12 protein-coding genes are annotated in these 16227 nt (G+C 60.1%); 9 read left to right on the forward strand and 3 right to left on the reverse strand.

Annotated elements, in window-relative coordinates; translation table 11 throughout:
• The first annotated feature begins 272 nt into the window (after positions 1-272).
• Positions 273-1415 carry a 4-phosphoerythronate dehydrogenase PdxB gene (gene pdxB, locus GIW79_RS22050; RefSeq protein WP_236454376.1) on the forward strand — a complete coding sequence of 381 codons (1143 nt, stop codon included), beginning with the start codon at positions 273-275 and terminating at the stop codon, positions 1413-1415.
• Positions 1416-1569: 154 nt separating this feature from the next.
• Here pdxB and GIW79_RS22055 read toward each other — a convergent pair whose 3' ends face one another.
• The gene (locus GIW79_RS22055) at positions 1570-1743 is read right to left on the reverse strand and encodes a PA1571 family protein (RefSeq protein WP_014717504.1); all 174 of its coding nucleotides are present in this window, start codon (positions 1741-1743) and stop codon (positions 1570-1572) included.
• 214 nt (positions 1744-1957) lie between these two features.
• Here GIW79_RS22055 and GIW79_RS22060 point away from each other — a divergent pair, with 214 nt between their 5' ends.
• Positions 1958-3766, forward strand: coding sequence for an ABC transporter ATP-binding protein/permease (locus tag GIW79_RS22060; RefSeq protein ID WP_236454393.1), 1809 nt, complete (start codon positions 1958-1960; stop codon positions 3764-3766).
• A gap of 143 nt (positions 3767-3909) precedes the next feature.
• On the opposite strand, the gene GIW79_RS22065 is transcribed toward GIW79_RS22060, so the two are convergent.
• Entirely contained in the window at positions 3910-5838 is a 1929-nt protein-coding gene (locus GIW79_RS22065; RefSeq protein WP_034126641.1) for a transglycosylase SLT domain-containing protein, read from the reverse strand.
• A gap of 213 nt (positions 5839-6051) precedes the next feature.
• Between GIW79_RS22065 and GIW79_RS22070 the strand changes: the two genes are divergently transcribed.
• On the forward strand, positions 6052-7974 hold the full coding sequence (locus tag GIW79_RS22070) for an ATP-binding cassette domain-containing protein (protein WP_054898794.1): 1923 nt from the start codon (positions 6052-6054) through the stop codon (positions 7972-7974).
• A gap of 182 nt (positions 7975-8156) precedes the next feature.
• Here the strand turns inward: GIW79_RS22070 and GIW79_RS22075 are convergent, their stop codons facing one another.
• Complete coding sequence (locus tag GIW79_RS22075; RefSeq protein ID WP_034126643.1) at positions 8157-8597, reverse strand: universal stress protein; 441 nt, start codon at positions 8595-8597, stop codon at positions 8157-8159.
• 105 nt (positions 8598-8702) lie between these two features.
• Here GIW79_RS22075 and GIW79_RS22080 point away from each other — a divergent pair, with 105 nt between their 5' ends.
• The 6 genes from GIW79_RS22080 (at position 8703) to topA (ending at position 16122) form a co-directional block, all read left to right on the forward strand.
• Positions 8703-9140 (forward strand): hypothetical protein, encoded by a 438-nt coding sequence (locus GIW79_RS22080; protein WP_054898793.1) that lies wholly within the window; start codon positions 8703-8705, stop codon positions 9138-9140.
• A 22-nt stretch (positions 9141-9162) separates the two neighbouring features.
• The gene (locus tag GIW79_RS22085) at positions 9163-9333 is read left to right on the forward strand and encodes a hypothetical protein (RefSeq protein WP_196492034.1); all 171 of its coding nucleotides are present in this window, start codon (positions 9163-9165) and stop codon (positions 9331-9333) included.
• 365 nt (positions 9334-9698) lie between these two features.
• Positions 9699-11846: a fatty acid oxidation complex subunit alpha FadB gene (fadB, locus tag GIW79_RS22090; RefSeq protein WP_236454379.1), complete on the forward strand. Its 2148-nt coding sequence runs from the start codon at positions 9699-9701 to the stop codon at positions 11844-11846.
• Positions 11847-11875: 29 nt separating this feature from the next.
• Positions 11876-13051: an acetyl-CoA C-acyltransferase FadA gene (gene fadA, locus GIW79_RS22095; protein ID WP_003189650.1), complete on the forward strand. Its 1176-nt coding sequence runs from the start codon at positions 11876-11878 to the stop codon at positions 13049-13051.
• A 98-nt stretch (positions 13052-13149) separates the two neighbouring features.
• On the forward strand, positions 13150-13386 hold the full coding sequence (locus GIW79_RS22100; RefSeq protein WP_125969687.1) for a DUF1653 domain-containing protein: 237 nt from the start codon (positions 13150-13152) through the stop codon (positions 13384-13386).
• Between the two features lie 114 nt (positions 13387-13500).
• Complete coding sequence (gene topA, locus GIW79_RS22105; RefSeq protein WP_003189652.1) at positions 13501-16122, forward strand: type I DNA topoisomerase; 2622 nt, start codon at positions 13501-13503, stop codon at positions 16120-16122.
• Positions 16123-16227: the final 105 nt, after the last annotated feature.

Raw genomic sequence — 16227 nt, forward strand, 5'->3', positions numbered from 1 at the left:
GGGTAGCGGTGGCAGTGTTCACGTACAGGTGTCCAATAGAAAGGCAGTCGCAAGGACGGCGGATTCTACGCGTTGACGCAGCGGTCAGGAAAAAACCTGTGTTAGGGATTTGTAAGCGATGCGCCCAGGCCAGCGCTGACCCCTGTGGGAGCTGGCTTGCCTGCGATGCGGGCACCTCGGTCCATCAGGCAAACCGGGTCGATGCAATCGCAGGCAAGCCAGCTCCTACACAGGATCTTCTGTACACTGCCAATCCGCCAAAGGAGCCTGCCATGCTGATTGTTGCCGACGAAAATATCCCGCTGCTCGATGCATTCTTCGAAGGGTTTGGCGAGATTCGCCGCGTGCCCGGCCGTTCCATCGACCGCGCCACCGTCGAGCAGGCCGATGTACTGCTGGTGCGCTCGGTGACCAACGTCAACCGTGCCTTGCTTGAGGGCAGTAACGTGCGCTTTGTCGGCACCTGCACCATCGGCACCGACCACCTGGACCTCGACTACTTCAGGCAAGCGGGTATCCAGTGGTCCAGCGCGCCCGGCTGCAATGCGCGTGGGGTGGTGGACTACGTGCTTGGCAGCTTGCAGACCCTGGCTGAAATCGAAGGCGCTGACCTCAAGCAGCGTACCTACGGCATCGTCGGCGCGGGTGAAGTCGGCGGGCGCTTGGTCAAGGTGCTCCAGGGCCTGGGTTGGAATGTGTTGGTGTGCGATCCGCCGCGCCAGATTACCGAGGGCAGTGATTACGTCAGCCTGCAGCAGATCATCGAGCAATGTGACGTGATCAGCTTGCATACGCCGCTGATCAAGTCCGGCAACGGTTCGACCTGGCACCTGTTTGATCGCCAGCGCCTGGCACAGCTCAAGCCGGGCACCTGGCTGATCAACGCCAGCCGGGGTGCGGTGGTGGATAACGCCGCGCTGCGCGAGGTGTTGCTGGCGCGCGAAGACCTGCAAGCGGTGCTGGACGTGTGGGAAGGCGAGCCCGAGGTGGACGTCGACCTGGCTGACCTGTGCGTGCTGGCCACGCCGCATATTGCCGGCTACAGCCTCGATGGCAAGCAGCGCGGCACCGCGCAGATTTACCAGGCGCTGTGCGCGCACCTGGGCCAGGAACCGAGTATTCACTTAAGTGATTTGCTACCGGCCCCCTGGCTGGCCGAGATGCACCTGCATCCTGAGACTGACCCGGCCTGGGCGCTGGCGACCTTGTGCCGCAGTGTGTACGACCCACGCCGTGACGACGCGGATTTCCGCCGCAGCCTGGTGGGCACCGTGCAGGAACAGCGCCAAGCCTTCGACCTGCTGCGCAAGCACTATCCGGAGCGTCGCGAGATCGATGGCTTGAAGGTGCGCATCAAGGGGGAGTCGGCGGTGCTGTCACAGATCGTGACTGCTCTGGGTGCCGAACACCTATAACTGTAGGAGCGAGCTTGCTCGCGAAAAACGTCAACGATAGCGCAGCGTTTCTGATTTAACGCGGCGCCCTCAGGTTTTTCGCGAGCAAGCTCGCTCCTACAGGGGGCACAAAAAACCCGGCCACTTGGGCCGGGTTTGAAAGAGCGTGGGCGCTTCAGCCTTGCTGGGCAGGCTTGACCAGTCGCTGTTCCAGCTCGCTGCAGGCTTGCTGGATCATTTCTTCGGTAATCTGCACTTCCCGGCCCTTGGCATCGATATACGAGCAAGGCAGCTGCTGCGGCTGGCGGATCACTTCAATCTTGGCGTCGCTGCTATTTTGCAAGGTCATGGCCTGTCTCCTCATCAGGTTGTGTACCTACTTTAATTCCCCCACATGAACGCGCTGTTACAACTCCTTACACGCTCGTCGGTTCGAACACCCAGTCCACCAGAAACCGGTACATATTTCCAGATGAGTCTTAGACCGATAGCCTCTAGCGGCCTGCATCGGTGGGCATAATTAACCTGACTCATTGTTATTTGTGCAAGTTCCCCCAATGTTGATGTATAGACTCTCCATTGGTGATCCTTCCATGTTCTCAATCCGTCAACGCCGTGCGATTCGCCTGGCCAGCCGCTTTATCGCGCCCTACCGCTGGCAGGCGCTTGGCGCACTGTTGGCGCTGATCGTCACCGCTGGCATCACCTTGTCCATGGGGCAGGGCATACGCCTGTTGGTGGACCAGGGCTTCATGACCCAGTCGCCGCATCTGCTCAACCAGTCTATAGGCCTGTTCATGCTGCTGGTGCTCGGCCTTGCCGTGGGCACCTTCACGCGGTTTTACCTGGTGTCGTGGATTGGCGAGCGGGTGGTGGCCGATATTCGTCGGCAGGTGTTCAACCACCTGATCTACCTGCACCCCGGCTTCTACGAGAACAACCGCAGCTCGGAAATCCAGTCGCGGCTGACCACCGACACCACCTTACTGCAATCGGTGATCGGCTCATCACTGTCGCTGTTTTTGCGCAACGCCCTGATGGTGATCGGCGGCATCGTGTTGCTGTTTATCACTAACCCCAAGCTCACCAGCATCGTGGTGGTGGCGTTGCCGCTGGTGCTGGCGCCGATTCTGATCTTCGGGCGCCGTGTGCGCAGCCTGTCGCGTTTGAGCCAGGACCGTATCGCGGACGTCGGCAGCTATGTCGCCGAGACGCTGGGCCAGATCAAGACCGTGCAGGCCTATAACCATCAGGTGCAGGACGAACAACGCTTTGCCGTCACCGTCGAGGACGCCTTTGTCACGGCACGTAAACGCATCTTGCAGCGTTCCTGGCTGATCACCCTGGTGATCATGCTGGTGCTCGGCGCGGTAGGCGTGATGCTGTGGGTGGGCGGCATGGACGTGATCAGCGGACGCATTTCCGGCGGTGAGCTGGCGGCGTTCGTGTTCTATAGCCTGATTGTCGGCAGCGCCGTCGGCACCCTTAGCGAAGTGCTTGGCGAGTTGCAGCGTGCCGCCGGGGCAGCCGAGCGTATCGGTGAGCTGTTGCAGTCAGGCAACGAGATCCAGGCGCCGGCCACTGGCGGCGTACGTTTGCCGGAACGGGTCAGTGGCCGCATGGAGCTGCAGGACCTACGCTTTTCCTATCCTTCGCGACCGGACAGCTACGCCATCGACGGCTTGAACCTGACCATCAACCCGGGCGAAACCCTGGCGTTGGTAGGGCCGTCCGGTGCGGGCAAGTCGACGATTTTCGATCTGCTGCTGCGCTTCTACGACCCCCAGCAAGGCCGAATCCTGCTCGAAGGCCAGCCGCTGACCGAGCTAGACCCCCTGGACCTGCGGCGCCACTTCGCTCTGGTGTCCCAGAGCCCGGCGTTGTTCTTCGGCAGCGTCGAGGACAACATCCGCTACGGCAACCCGTCCGCCACCACCGCCCAGGTGGAAGCCGCCGCGCGTATTGCCCACGCCCACGACTTCATCCTGCAAATGCCCGACGGCTACCAAACCCACCTCGGCGAAAGTGGCCAAGGCCTCTCCGGCGGTCAGCGCCAACGCCTGGCCATCGCGCGCGCCTTGCTGGTCGACGCGCCGATCCTGCTGCTGGACGAAGCCACCAGCGCCCTCGACGCCCAGAGTGAACACCTTATCCAGCAAGCGCTGCCGCAGCTGATGGAGGGGCGCACCACGCTGGTGATCGCCCACCGTTTGGCCACGGTGAAGAATGCCGACCGCATTGCGGTGATGGACCAGGGCAAGCTGGTGGCGGTGGGCACGCATCAGCAGTTGATTGCGAGCAATCCGCTGTATGCGCGGTTGGCGGCGTTGCAGTTCAGTGATGGAGATGAACAGGTGAATCAGCGCCCATAAAAAATGCCCGCATCTTTCGATGCGGGCAATGAAACCTCTGTAGGAGCGAGCTTGCTCGCGAAAAACTCACAGGCGCCGAGTTTATCCAGGAAGCACGCGTTATCGTTGACGTTCTTCGCGAGCAAGCTCGCTCCTACAAACTATTACTGGTCGTCGAAGTACCGCTCATGCCAATCCACCAACGGCTGTGGTGAGTTGAGCTTCTGCCCGTAGATCACCGAATAAGACAGCACGTTCTGCACATACTGGCGGGTTTCGTCGAAGGGGATGCTTTCCACCCATACGTCGAAACTGAGGTGGTCTGCGCCGCGCAGCCATTGGCGCACGCGGCCTGGGCCGGCGTTGTAGGCAGCGGAGGCGAGCACGCGGTTGCCGTTGAACTGGCTGTGCACCTGGCTCAGGTAAGCAGCGCCGAGCTGGATGTTTTTATCCGGGTCCAGCACCTGGGCCGGGGAGGCCAGGGGGATGCTGAACTTGCGTGCGGTTTCCTTGGCGGTGCCGGGCATCAGTTGCATCAGGCCGCTGGCGCCGACGCCGGAGCGGGCATCGTCCATGAACGCGCTTTCCTGGCGGGTGATGGCAAAGATCCAGCTGGAGTGCAGGCCGCGTACCTTGGCTTCGCGCACCAGGGTGTCGCGGTGGGCCATCGGGAAGCGGATGTCCAGGTCGTCCCAGTACTGCGCCTGGCTGATGGTGCGGATGGCCGGAAAGTACCACTTCATGTCGTAGGCCAACTTGGCCTGGGCGACCATCTCGTCACGGTTGAAATGACGGCTGACGTGGTACCACTCACGGCGACCGTCGACGATCTGGCCACGGGCGTAGAATTCCAGGGCACGCCGCACCCCAGGAGTATTGCGCACCTTGTTGACCAGCGCCTGGCTCATCACCAGCGGCTTGTTGTTCAACTGGTAAGGAGATTTGGAGCGGTCAGCGGCGAGGAAACCGTAGAAGTCCCGCTCCTTGGCCACGTTTTTGTACAGGACCAAGGCTTGCGGGTTCTTTGGCTCGGCCAGCTCCAGGCTGCGTGCCTGCCAGTAGCGCCAACGGTTGGTGGTGGCCAGGTCCTGTGGGAGTTTGCGGGTCAACTGGTAGGCGTCTTCCCAACGCGCAAGGCGCAACAGCAGGCGCAGGCGCCACTCGGAAACCGTATTGTCGCGCAACTCGGGGTCGTACTTGGTCATGACCTCCAGCGCACGCGGGTCGAAGCGCTTGGCCAGGGTCAAGCCGATCTCGCGGGCAATCGACACCTTTTCGTCACGGGAGAAGTGCATGCTGCTGGCGTAGCCATCGAGCAGCGACATGGCTTTGTCCGGATCCTGGCGCGCCAGGCGACGCAGGCCCAGGCCCACGGCGTCAGACATGGCCTCGGTGGCCGGCTGGAAGCGTGACGGGTCGCTGAGCATGTCTGGCTTCTGTGCCACATCCACCATCAGGCGGCCCTGGGCGCCAAGGGTCGGCAGGGTTTTCACCAGGCTGTTGGCCAGCGCGTAATTACGCGCTTCGGCGGCGAGCTTGGCGCGGTCCCAGATCTTCTGCTCGGTGAGTTGGCCGGCAGCGGCCCATTGGCCAAACGTGACGTCACAGGCGGCTGGCTGGGATTTGCCGGTCATCCACAGTTTTTCGGCGGTCTTGTAGCCTTCGGCCTTCAGGTTGTGGCTGAGCTGGTATTGGCCATGCAGGCAGTCCAGCTCGACGAAATTGAGCTTGGTGTCGTAGTACTTTTCAAAAGTCTGCCAATCGCCGCGTTCGGCCAGCCAGCGCAGCCAACGCAGTTTCATCCAGTTGGCCTGGGGCAGGTCGCCGTGTTTGGCGAGGAATTGTTCGATTTCCTCGTTACTTGCGGTTTTCAGGCGCGCGGTCAGTTCGTCATAGGCCAGATAGGGCGTGAGCGGGTAGTCGGCCAGGGCCTGGCTGTATTGCATGTAAGGGCCGGTGTCGCCCTTGGCCAGGGCGCGTTTGGCTTGATCGTAATACTGGCGTTGAGTGGTGAGATCCACCGCCTGGGCGGATTGAACGGCAGTGGCGGAAAGGAGCAGACAAGACAAAAAGTTGAAAAGGCGACTGCGCATGAGACGTCCGTGCAGAGAAATCACGACTAGCACCGGCACCGCCGACACTGATTGCCCCTAGCTTAGCCTTTTGCCAGCGGCCCGCGAAAGCTTTGCCGGCTGGTTCGTTCAAGTTCGCCGGAAATGTCCTACAGAACGTGTCTATACAGAAAATCCCGACCGCATCCCACCTTCAACTCAGGTAGAATGCGCGCCCAGTTTTTGGAGAAGCGTATGACCCTGCTCAAATTCAGCGATGTGTCCCTTGCTTTCGGCGCCATGCCGTTGTTGGACAAGGTGTCCTGGCAGATCGCCCGTGGTGAGCGGGTGTGCATCATCGGCCGCAACGGCACCGGCAAGTCCAGCATGATGAAGCTGGTAAAAGGCGACCAGAAGCCCGATGACGGCTCTGTCTGGCGTGCCCCGGGCCTCAAGATCGGCGAATTGCCGCAAGAATTGCCGGTGGCCGACGGACGGACAGTGTTCGACGTGGTAGCCGAAGGCCTGGACGGCGTAGGCGAGTTGCTCGCGCAATACCATCACCTGGCACAGAACTGCGTCACCGAAGAAGACCTGGACAAACTGATGCACGTCCAGCAAGACCTCGAAGCCCGTGATGGCTGGCGCTTGCAGCAACTGGTGGACAGCACCCTGAGCCGTCTGCAACTGCCGGCCGACAAGACCCTCGCCGAATTGTCCGGTGGCTGGCGTCGTCGCGTGCTGCTGGCCCAGGCGCTGGTGTCCGAGCCGGACCTGCTGCTGCTCGACGAACCGACCAACCACCTGGACATCGGCGCCATCGCCTGGCTTGAAGAGGCCATCAAGGACTTCCAGGGCGCCGTGCTGTTTATCACGCACGACCGTGCATTCCTGCAGAGCCTGGCTACGCGCATCCTCGAGCTGGACCGTGGCGGCCTGATCGACTGGAACGGCGACTACGCCAGCTTCCTGGTGCACAAGGAAGCCGCCCTGGCGGCCGAAGAAACCGCCAACGCGCTGTTCGACAAGAAGCTGGCCCAGGAAGAAGTCTGGATCCGCCAGGGCATCAAGGCCCGTCGCACCCGTAACGAAGGCCGCGTGCGTGCCTTGAAGGCCTTGCGCGTCGAGCGCAGTGAGCGCCGCGAGCGTACCGGCAAGGCCAATATCCAGCTCGATACTGCCGACAAGTCGGGCAAGCAAGTGATGGTGCTGGAGAACGTCAGCTTCCATCACCCGGACGGCCCGTTCCTGATCAAGGACTTCTCCATGGTCCTGCAGCGTGGCGATCGTATCGGCCTGCTGGGCGCCAACGGTACCGGCAAGACCACCTTGCTCAAGCTGATGCTCAGCGGTCTGCAACCGACCAGCGGCAAGGTAGAAGAGGGCACTCGCATCGACGTGGCCTACTTTGACCAGTTGCGCCACCAGTTGGACCTGGAAAAGACCGTGATCGACAACGTCGCCGAAGGTCGCGACTTTATCGACATCGACGGCCAGAGCCGCCACGTACTCAGCTACTTGGGCGACTTCCTGTTCAGCCCGCAACGTGCGCGCACGCCGGTCAAGGCTCTGTCTGGTGGTGAGCGCGCGCGCCTGCTGCTGGCCAAGCTGTTCAGCAAGCCGGCCAACCTGCTGGTGCTCGACGAACCGACCAACGACCTCGACGTGGAAACCCTGGAACTGTTGGAAGAGGTCTTGCTGACCTTCAACGGCACCGTGCTGATGGTCAGCCACGACCGGGAATTCCTCGACAACGTGGTCACCAGCACCCTGGTTTTCGAAGGCGAAGGCAAGGTGCGCGAATACGTGGGCGGTTATCAGGACTGGCTGCGTCAGGGCGGCTCGCCGCGCCTGCTGGGCGTGACCGAGAGCAAGTCGGGCAAGGCCGACCTGAACACGGCGGTGGTGGCTCCGGTCGCTGCCGAAACGCCTGCACCGGCTGCTGAAGGTGCGCCTGCCAAGAAAAAGCTCAGCTACAAGTTGCAGCGTGAACTGGAAGCCTTGCCAGGCGATATCGATGCCAAGGAACAGCAGATCGCTGCGGTCGAAGCGGAAATGGCTGACGCCGGCTTCTACTTGCGCCCTGCGGCAGAAACCGCCAAGGTCATCGCCTCTCTGGAGACGCTGAACCAGGAGCTGGAAGCGTTGGTTGAGCGTTGGGCCGAGCTGGATGGCTGACTGATCGACCCGCAATAAAAAAGCCCGGCGCTCTTCTATGAGCGCCGGGCTTTTTAATATGAAATGCGATTCAACTGTGGGAGCTGGCTTGCCTGCGATAGCAGTCTGTCAGTTGATGCATCGGGTGGCTGATACACCGCTATCGCAGGCAAGCCAGCTCCCACATTAGACCTTCATCGGTCTTACGAACTCTTTACCAGTTTGACGGCCAGTACATCGCACGGTGCGCCGTGCAATACATCATTGGCGGTCGAGCCCAGCAGCAGTGCCAAACCGTGTCGCCCATGACTACCCACTACGATCAGGTCACAACCCTGTTCTTTGGCCAAGTGGTGGATTTCCTGGCGCGGTTGGCCGTAGGTAAGATGGGAATTTTCCTTGCTGACCTTGGGATACTTGAGAATCAAGCGGTCAAGGCGCTCCTTGGCCTGGTCGAACTGTTGCTGCTGCAGTTGGGAAAGGTCCATTGGCACGTCACCACCAAAGGCCATAGCCATGGGCTCGACGATGTGTACCAACGACAGTTTGGCGCCATTGGCAATCGCGGATTCCTGTGCGCGCTTGATCACTGGATCGCACTCTTCGGTCAGGTCGACAGCGACCAGAATATGTTCGTAGGGCATGAGGCGTTCCTCCAGGGGGCTGCAATAAGTTCAGTATGGCTGCTTTCAAGCGGATGGGGTTGCCGCAGATCAAATCCGCTCATCTAGAAATTCGGGAGTACACATATGACGGTCTGGATAGTGGTGTCAATCCTTGCGGTGGTTTTAAGCCCCCTGGTATGGCTGCGCCCTTCGCGCCAGCAGAGTGGGCGCATGGCCCTGCGCATGGAGGCCCGCCGCATCGGGCTGGCCATGCAGTTGGCGCCCCAGGAGTGGCCGCACTGGCTCAAACAGGAGCCGCCGAGCCCCTGTGCGCAGTACTGCCGACCGCGGCGCGGCAACACGCCCGCAACCTGGAGCTACTGGCAGCTGGAGCCGGGGTTGTGGGTCAATCAGTGGCGTGAACCCTGTGTGGATGAGAAGTTGTTGCCGCATTTTGCAACGCTGCCGGCAAACGTCTACAAGGTCGAGGCCGACAAACAAATGATTGCCCTGTATTGGGGCGAAAAGGGCGAAGCAAGTGTGCTGAAAGACATCGATGCGCTGCTCAAGGCCCTGGCCTGACCCACACGTTGTAGGAGCGAGCTTGCTCGCGAAAATCGCCAACGATAACGCGGATAATCAGGCTATACGCGGCGCTCTCCAGGTTTTCGCGAGCAAGCTCGCTCCTACAGAAAAGCCGGCCAATAAAAAGCCCGACATCATCATCGGGCTGGAGCTGGCCAGGCAGGCCGGTAAATCTGTAGGTTGCCGCTAGCCTAGCCGTGTATTGCGTTCTGTACAGCTTTTTCCCGCACCTTTTCTATTATTGATCCTGTGAATATTTGAATATTGGCGGGTGGCCAGCCTGTGGGTCGGGTTCTGAAATGACCGGAAAGTCGCGTTTTTCCTAGCCTTTGGAGCGATTGACAATTGCTCGGAATTGGATGAAGGTGGCGTACCCAAATCAAACGGGCGTATGAATTGAGCGTTTGCCTGTCAGACGACTCATACAAAACCCGACTATCGCACTGGCGGGTGTGCCTGGCGGATTGGCGTGATCATTGATTCAACTGTCAATGTCAAACCAGAGACCAGCGTCCAGTGTGTACTGTTCAGCTTCCATATCGTGGAGATCAGTTGATGATTTACGAAGGTAAAGCCATCACGGTTAAGGCTCTTGAAAGTGGCATCGTCGAACTCAAATTCGACCTCAAGGGTGAGTCCGTCAACAAGTTCAACCGTCTAACCCTGAACGAACTGCGTCAGGCCGTAGACACCATCAAAGCAGATGCTTCGGTCAAGGGCGTGATCGTCTCCAGCGGCAAGGACGTGTTTATCGTCGGCGCTGACATCACCGAATTCGTCGACAACTTCAAGCTGCCCGATGCCGAGCTGGTGGCTGGCAACCTCGAAGCCAACAAGATCTTCAGCGATTTCGAAGACCTCAACGTGCCGACCGTTGCTGCCATCAATGGCATTGCGTTGGGCGGCGGCCTGGAAATGTGCCTGGCGGCAGACTTCCGCGTCATGTCTGCGACGGCCAAGATCGGCCTGCCGGAAGTCAAGCTGGGCATCTACCCAGGCTTTGGCGGTACCGTGCGCCTGCCGCGCCTGATCGGTGCCGACAACGCGATCGAGTGGATCGCCGCCGGCAAGGAAAACAAAGCTGAAGATGCACTGAAAGTCGGTGCTGTCGACGCTGTGGTTGCCCCGGACAAATTGGCCGAAGCCGCGCTGAACCTGATCAAGGGCGCCATCAGCGGCGAATTTGACTACAAGGCCAAGCGTCAGCCGAAGCTGGAAAAACTCAAGCTCAACGCCATCGAACAGATGATGTCGTTCGAAACCGCCAAAGGTTTTGTGGCCGGCCAGGCCGGCCCGAACTACCCGGCGCCGGTGGAAGCGATCAAGACCATCCAGAAGGCCGCGAACTTCGGTCGCGACAAAGCCCTGGAAGTGGAAGCGGCAGGCTTCGTCAAACTGGCGAAAACCTCGGCGGCCCAGAGCCTGATCGGCCTGTTCCTGAACGATCAGGAACTGAAGAAAAAGGCCAAGGCCTACGACGAAATCGCCAAGGACGTGAAACAGGCCGCCGTACTCGGCGCCGGTATCATGGGCGGCGGTATCGCCTATCAGTCGGCGTCCAAAGGCACGCCGATCCTGATGAAAGACATCAACGAACACGGTATCGAGCAGGGCCTGGCCGAAGCCGCCAAGCTGCTGGTGGGCCGCGTTGATAAAGGTCGCATGACCGCTGCAAAAATGGCTGAAGTGCTCAACGGCATTCGTCCTACGCTGTCCTACGGCGATTTCGGCCACGTCGACCTGGTGGTCGAAGCGGTTGTCGAGAACCCGAAGGTCAAGCAAGCCGTACTGGCTGAAGTGGAAGCCCAGGTCAAGGATGACACCATCCTGGCCTCCAACACCTCGACCATTTCCATCTCGCTGCTGGCCAAGGCCCTCAAGCGTCCGGAAAACTTCGTCGGCATGCACTTCTTCAACCCGGTGCACATGATGCCGCTGGTAGAAGTGATCCGTGGCGAGAAGTCCAGCGAGCTGGCCGTTGCCACCACCGTTGCCTACGCCAAGAAAATGGGCAAGAACCCGATCGTCGTCAACGATTGCCCGGGCTTTTTGGTCAACCGCGTGCTGTTCCCGTACTTTGGCGGTTTCGCCAAGCTGGTCAGCGCCGGTGTGGATTTTGTGCGCATCGACAAGGTCATGGAAAAATTTGGCTGGCCCATGGGCCCGGCGTACCTGATGGACGTGGTCGGCATCGACACCGGCCACCACGGTCGCGACGTCATGGCTGAAGGCTTCCCGGACCGCATGAAAGACGACCGTCGTTCGGCTGTCGATGCACTCTACGAAGCCAAGCGCCTGGGCCAGAAGAACGGCAAGGGCTTCTACGCCTACGAGACCGACAAGAAGGGCAAGCAGAAGAAAGTGGCCGACCCGTCGGTGCACGAAGTACTCGCTCCGGTCAGCTACGAACAGCGTGAGGTGTCCGACGAGGACATCATCAACTGGATGATGATCGCCCTGTGCCTGGAAACCGTGCGTTGCCTGGAAGACGGCATCGTCGAAACCGCCGCCGAAGCCGATATGGGCCTGGTGTACGGCATTGGTTTCCCTCCGTTCCGTGGTGGTGCGCTGCGTTACATCGACTCCATCGGTGTGGCCCAGTTCGTTGCCCTGGCTGATCAGTACGCTGATCTGGGCCCGCTGTACCACCCGACCGCGAAGCTGCGTGAAATGGCCAAGAATGGCCAGAGCTTCTTCGGTTAAGTGCCCAGACGACTAGAGCGAGAATATTTATGAGCTTGAATCCAAGAGACGTCGTGATCGTCGACTTCGGTCGTACGCCGATGGGCCGCTCCAAGGGCGGCATGCACCGCAACACCCGCGCCGAAGACATGTCGGCGCACCTGATCAGCAAAGTGCTGGAGCGCAACACCAAGGTCGACCCGAACGAAGTCGAGGACGTGATCTGGGGCTGCGTCAACCAGACCCTGGAGCAGGGCTGGAACATCGCGCGCATGGCGTCGTTGATGACCCAGATCCCGCACACCGCGGCCGGCCAGACCGTCAGCCGTCTGTGTGGTTCGTCGATGAGCGCGCTGCACACCGCTGCGCAAGCGATCATGACCGGCAACGGCGATGTATTCGTGGTCGGCGGCGTGGAGCACATGGGCCACGTCAGCATGATGCACGGCGTCGATCCTAACCCGCACATGTCCCTCTACGCGGCGAAAGCCTCGGGCATGATGGGCCTTACCGCGGAAATGCTCGGCAAAATGCACGGCATCACCCGTGAAGCCCAGGACGCCTTCGGCCTGCGCTCCCACCAACTCGCCCACAAGGCGACTGTGGAAGGCAAGTTCAAGGATGAAATCATCCCGATGAACGGCTACGACGAGAATGGCTTCCTGAAACTGTTCGACTACGACGAAACCATTCGTCCGGACACTACCCTGGAAAGCCTGGCGGCCCTCAAGCCAGCCTTCAATCCAAAGGGCGGCACCGTGACAGCCGGTACTTCCTCGCAAATCACCGATGGTGCTTCGTGCATGATCGTGATGTCGGCACAGCGTGCCCAGGACCTGGGTATCCAGCCGCTGGCGGTGATTCGTTCGATGGCAGTGGCGGGTGTGGATCCGGCGATCATGGGCTATGGTCCAGTACCGGCCACACAAAAAGCCTTGAAGCGCGCAGGCCTTTCCATCTCCGATATCGACTTCTTCGAGCTCAACGAAGCTTTCGCCGCACAGGCCCTGCCAGTGCTGAAAGATTTGAAAGTACTCGACAAGATGAACGAGAAGGTTAACCTGCACGGCGGTGCGATTGCCCTGGGCCACCCATTCGGTTGCTCCGGTGCGCGTATCTCTGGCACTTTGCTTAACGTGATGAAGCAAAATGGCGGCAACCTTGGGGTTGCAACCATGTGCATTGGTCTCGGCCAAGGCATCTCTACCGTCTTCGAACGCGTCTAAACGTTCGGTTGACGGAAGCCGGGGCCCAGTGCCCCGGTTTTTGTTTTTTGGAACTTTTAAATATTTTTTTTCAACAAATTTTGCATGAGGGCCAGAGCATGAAAGTCGAACCAGGGCTCTACCAGCATTACAAGGGGCCGCAGTACCGTGTTTTCAGCGTGGCGCGCCACTCTGAAACCGAAGAAGAAGTGGTGTTTTACCAAGCGCTGTATGGCGAATACGGCTTTTGGGTGCGCCCTTTGAACATGTTCCTGGAGACCGTCGAAGTTGACGGCGAGCAGGTCCCGCGCTTTGCTTTGGTCACGGCCGAACCCAGTCTTTTTACAGGGCAATAACGGCAGGTCGCGCAGAATGCTGCGCTTGACCTCATCCGGTTGCCACTATATATAGCGTTGCCGCGTCAGGCGCCAACTGCCTTTCACTTCTCGAATTCAGGAATTTTCCGATCCATGGGCAAATCGCTGGTCATTGTGGAATCCCCGGCTAAGGCCAAGACCATCAACAAGTACTTAGGCAACGAGTACGTGGTGAAGTCGAGTATCGGCCATATCCGAGACCTGCCCACCAGCGGTTCGGCTAGCGCCAGCAAGGAGCCTGCCGCCAAGCGCGGCAAGGCCGCCGCGGGCGAAGGTCCGGTACTCACGCCTAAAGAAAAAGCGCGCAAGCAACTGGTTTCGCGCATGGGTGTGGACCCGGACCATGGCTGGAAGGCCAAGTACGAAATCCTTCCGGGCAAGGAAAAGGTCATCGAAGAGCTGCGCCGGCTCGCCAAAGATGCTGACACCATCTATCTCGCGACGGACTTGGACCGCGAAGGGGAAGCCATTGCCTGGCACCTGCGCGAAGCCATTGGCGGTGATGACAGCCGCTACAAGCGCGTGGTGTTCAACGAAATCACCAAGAAAGCCATTCAGGAAGCCTTCTCCAAGCCGGGCGAGCTGGACATCGACCGTGTCAACGCCCAGCAGGCCCGTCGCTTCCTCGACCGCGTCGTCGGCTACATGGTCTCGCCACTGCTGTGGGCGAAGATCGCTCGTGGCCTGTCCGCCGGCCGTGTGCAATCGGTTGCGGTGAAGCTGGTGGTGGAACGTGAGCGCGAGATCCGTGCGTTCATCCCTGAAGAATACTGGGAAGTCCACGCCGACCTCGGCACTGCCAAGGGCGCCAATGTGCGCTTTGAAGTGGCCCGTGAGAAAGGCGAGGCCTTCAAACCGCTGAACGAAGCCCAGGCCATGGCCGCGCTGGAGAAGCTCAAGGCTTCCAGCTACAGCATCGTCAAGCGTGAAGACAAACCGACCAGCAGCAAGCCGTCGGCGCCGTTCATCACCTCCACCCTGCAACAGGCCGCGAGCAACCGCCTGGGCTTCGGGGTGAAGAAGACCATGATGATGGCCCAGCGTCTGTATGAGGCTGGCTACATCACCTATATGCGTACGGACTCCACCAACCTGTCGCAAGACGCGGTGGCGATGGCGCGTACCTATATTGAAAGCGAATTCGGCAAGACCTACCTGCCGGAGAAGCCGAACGTCTACAGCAGCAAGGAAGGCGCACAAGAGGCTCACGAAGCGATTCGTCCTTCTGACGCCAACACCACGCCTGCCAAGCTGAGCGGCATGGAGCGCGACGCTGAGCGCCTCTACGAGCTGATCTGGCGCCAGTTCCTGGCTTGCCAGATGCTGCCGGCGCAATACCTGTCTACTACCGTCAGCGTGGGCGCGGGCGATTTCGAGTTGCGGGCCAAGGGCCGTATCCTCAAGTTCGACGGTTACACCCGTGTGATGCCGCAGATCGCCAAGCCTGGCGATGATGATGTGCTGCCGGACATGGCCCAGGGCGACACGCTGAAGCTGATCAAGCTCGACCCGTCCCAGCATTTCACCAAGCCGCCGGCGCGTTATTCCGAAGCCAGCCTGGTGAAAGAGATGGAGAAGCGCGGTATCGGTCGTCCGTCGACCTACGCGGCGATCATCTCCACCATCCAGGACCGTGGCTACGTTGCGCTGCACAACCGTCGTTTCTATTCGGAAAAGATGGGTGACATCGTGACCGAGCGTCTGTCGGAGAGCTTCTCCAACCTGATGGACTACGGCTTCACTGCCGGCATGGAAGAGAACCTCGATGACGTGGCCCAGGGCGAACGCGACTGGAAAAACGTGCTGGACGAGTTCTACGGCGACTTCAAGAAAAAGCTCGAAGTGGCTGAGAACCCCGAGAACGGGATGCGCGCCAACCAGCCGGTGATGACGGATATTCCGTGCACTACCTGCGGTCGACCGATGCAGATTCGTACCGCCTCCACCGGCGTGTTCCTCGGTTGCTCGGGCTACAGCCTGCCGCCCAAAGAGCGCTGCAAGGCGACCGTCAACCTGGTACCGGGCGATGAAATCGCGGCTGACGACGAGGGTGAGTCCGAGTCGCTGGTGCTGCGTGGCAAGCATCGCTGCCCGATCTGCAGCACGGCGATGGACGCCTACCTGCTGGACGAGAAGCACAAGCTGCACATCTGTGGTAACAACCCTGATTGCAACGGCTACGAGATCGAAGAGGGCACCTATCGCATCAAGGGCTATGAAGGCCCGAGCCTGGAATGCGACAAGTGCGGCAGCGAGATGCAGCTCAAGACTGGCCGTTTCGGCAAGTTCTTCGGGTGCACCAACCCAACCTGCAAGAACACCCGCAAACTGCTGAAAAGCGGTGACGCGGCGCCGCCGAAGATGGACCCGGTGAAAATGCCCGAGCTCAAGTGCGAGAAGGTCAACGACACCTACATTCTGCGTGACGGCGCTTCGGGGCTTTTCCTGGCTGCGAGCCAGTTCCCGAAAAACCGCGAGACCCGTGCGCCACTGGTGATGGAGATCGTGCCGCACAAGGACGAGATCGATCCGAAGTACCACTTCCTGTGTGAAGCGCCGAAGAAGGACCCGGATGGTCGTCCAGCCGTGATCCGCTACAGCCGCAAGACCAAGGAGCAGTACGTGCAGACCGAAGTGGACGGCAAGCCTACTGGCTGGAAAGCGTTCTACGACGGCGGCAAGTGGAAGGTCGAGGACAAGCGCCAGGGCGCTTGATCCGCTAGTCTGTTAACGCCAAAAGCCGTCTGTATAGACGGCTTTTGCTTACTGTAGGATTGAGTTTGTTGTGGCGAGCAAGCTTGCTTGCGCTGGGGTGCGAAG

It is taken from the genome of Pseudomonas sp. PA-7-1E (assembly GCF_021605325.1).
In the GTDB taxonomy this organism is placed as follows: domain Bacteria; phylum Pseudomonadota; class Gammaproteobacteria; order Pseudomonadales; family Pseudomonadaceae; genus Aquipseudomonas; species Aquipseudomonas fluorescens_BV.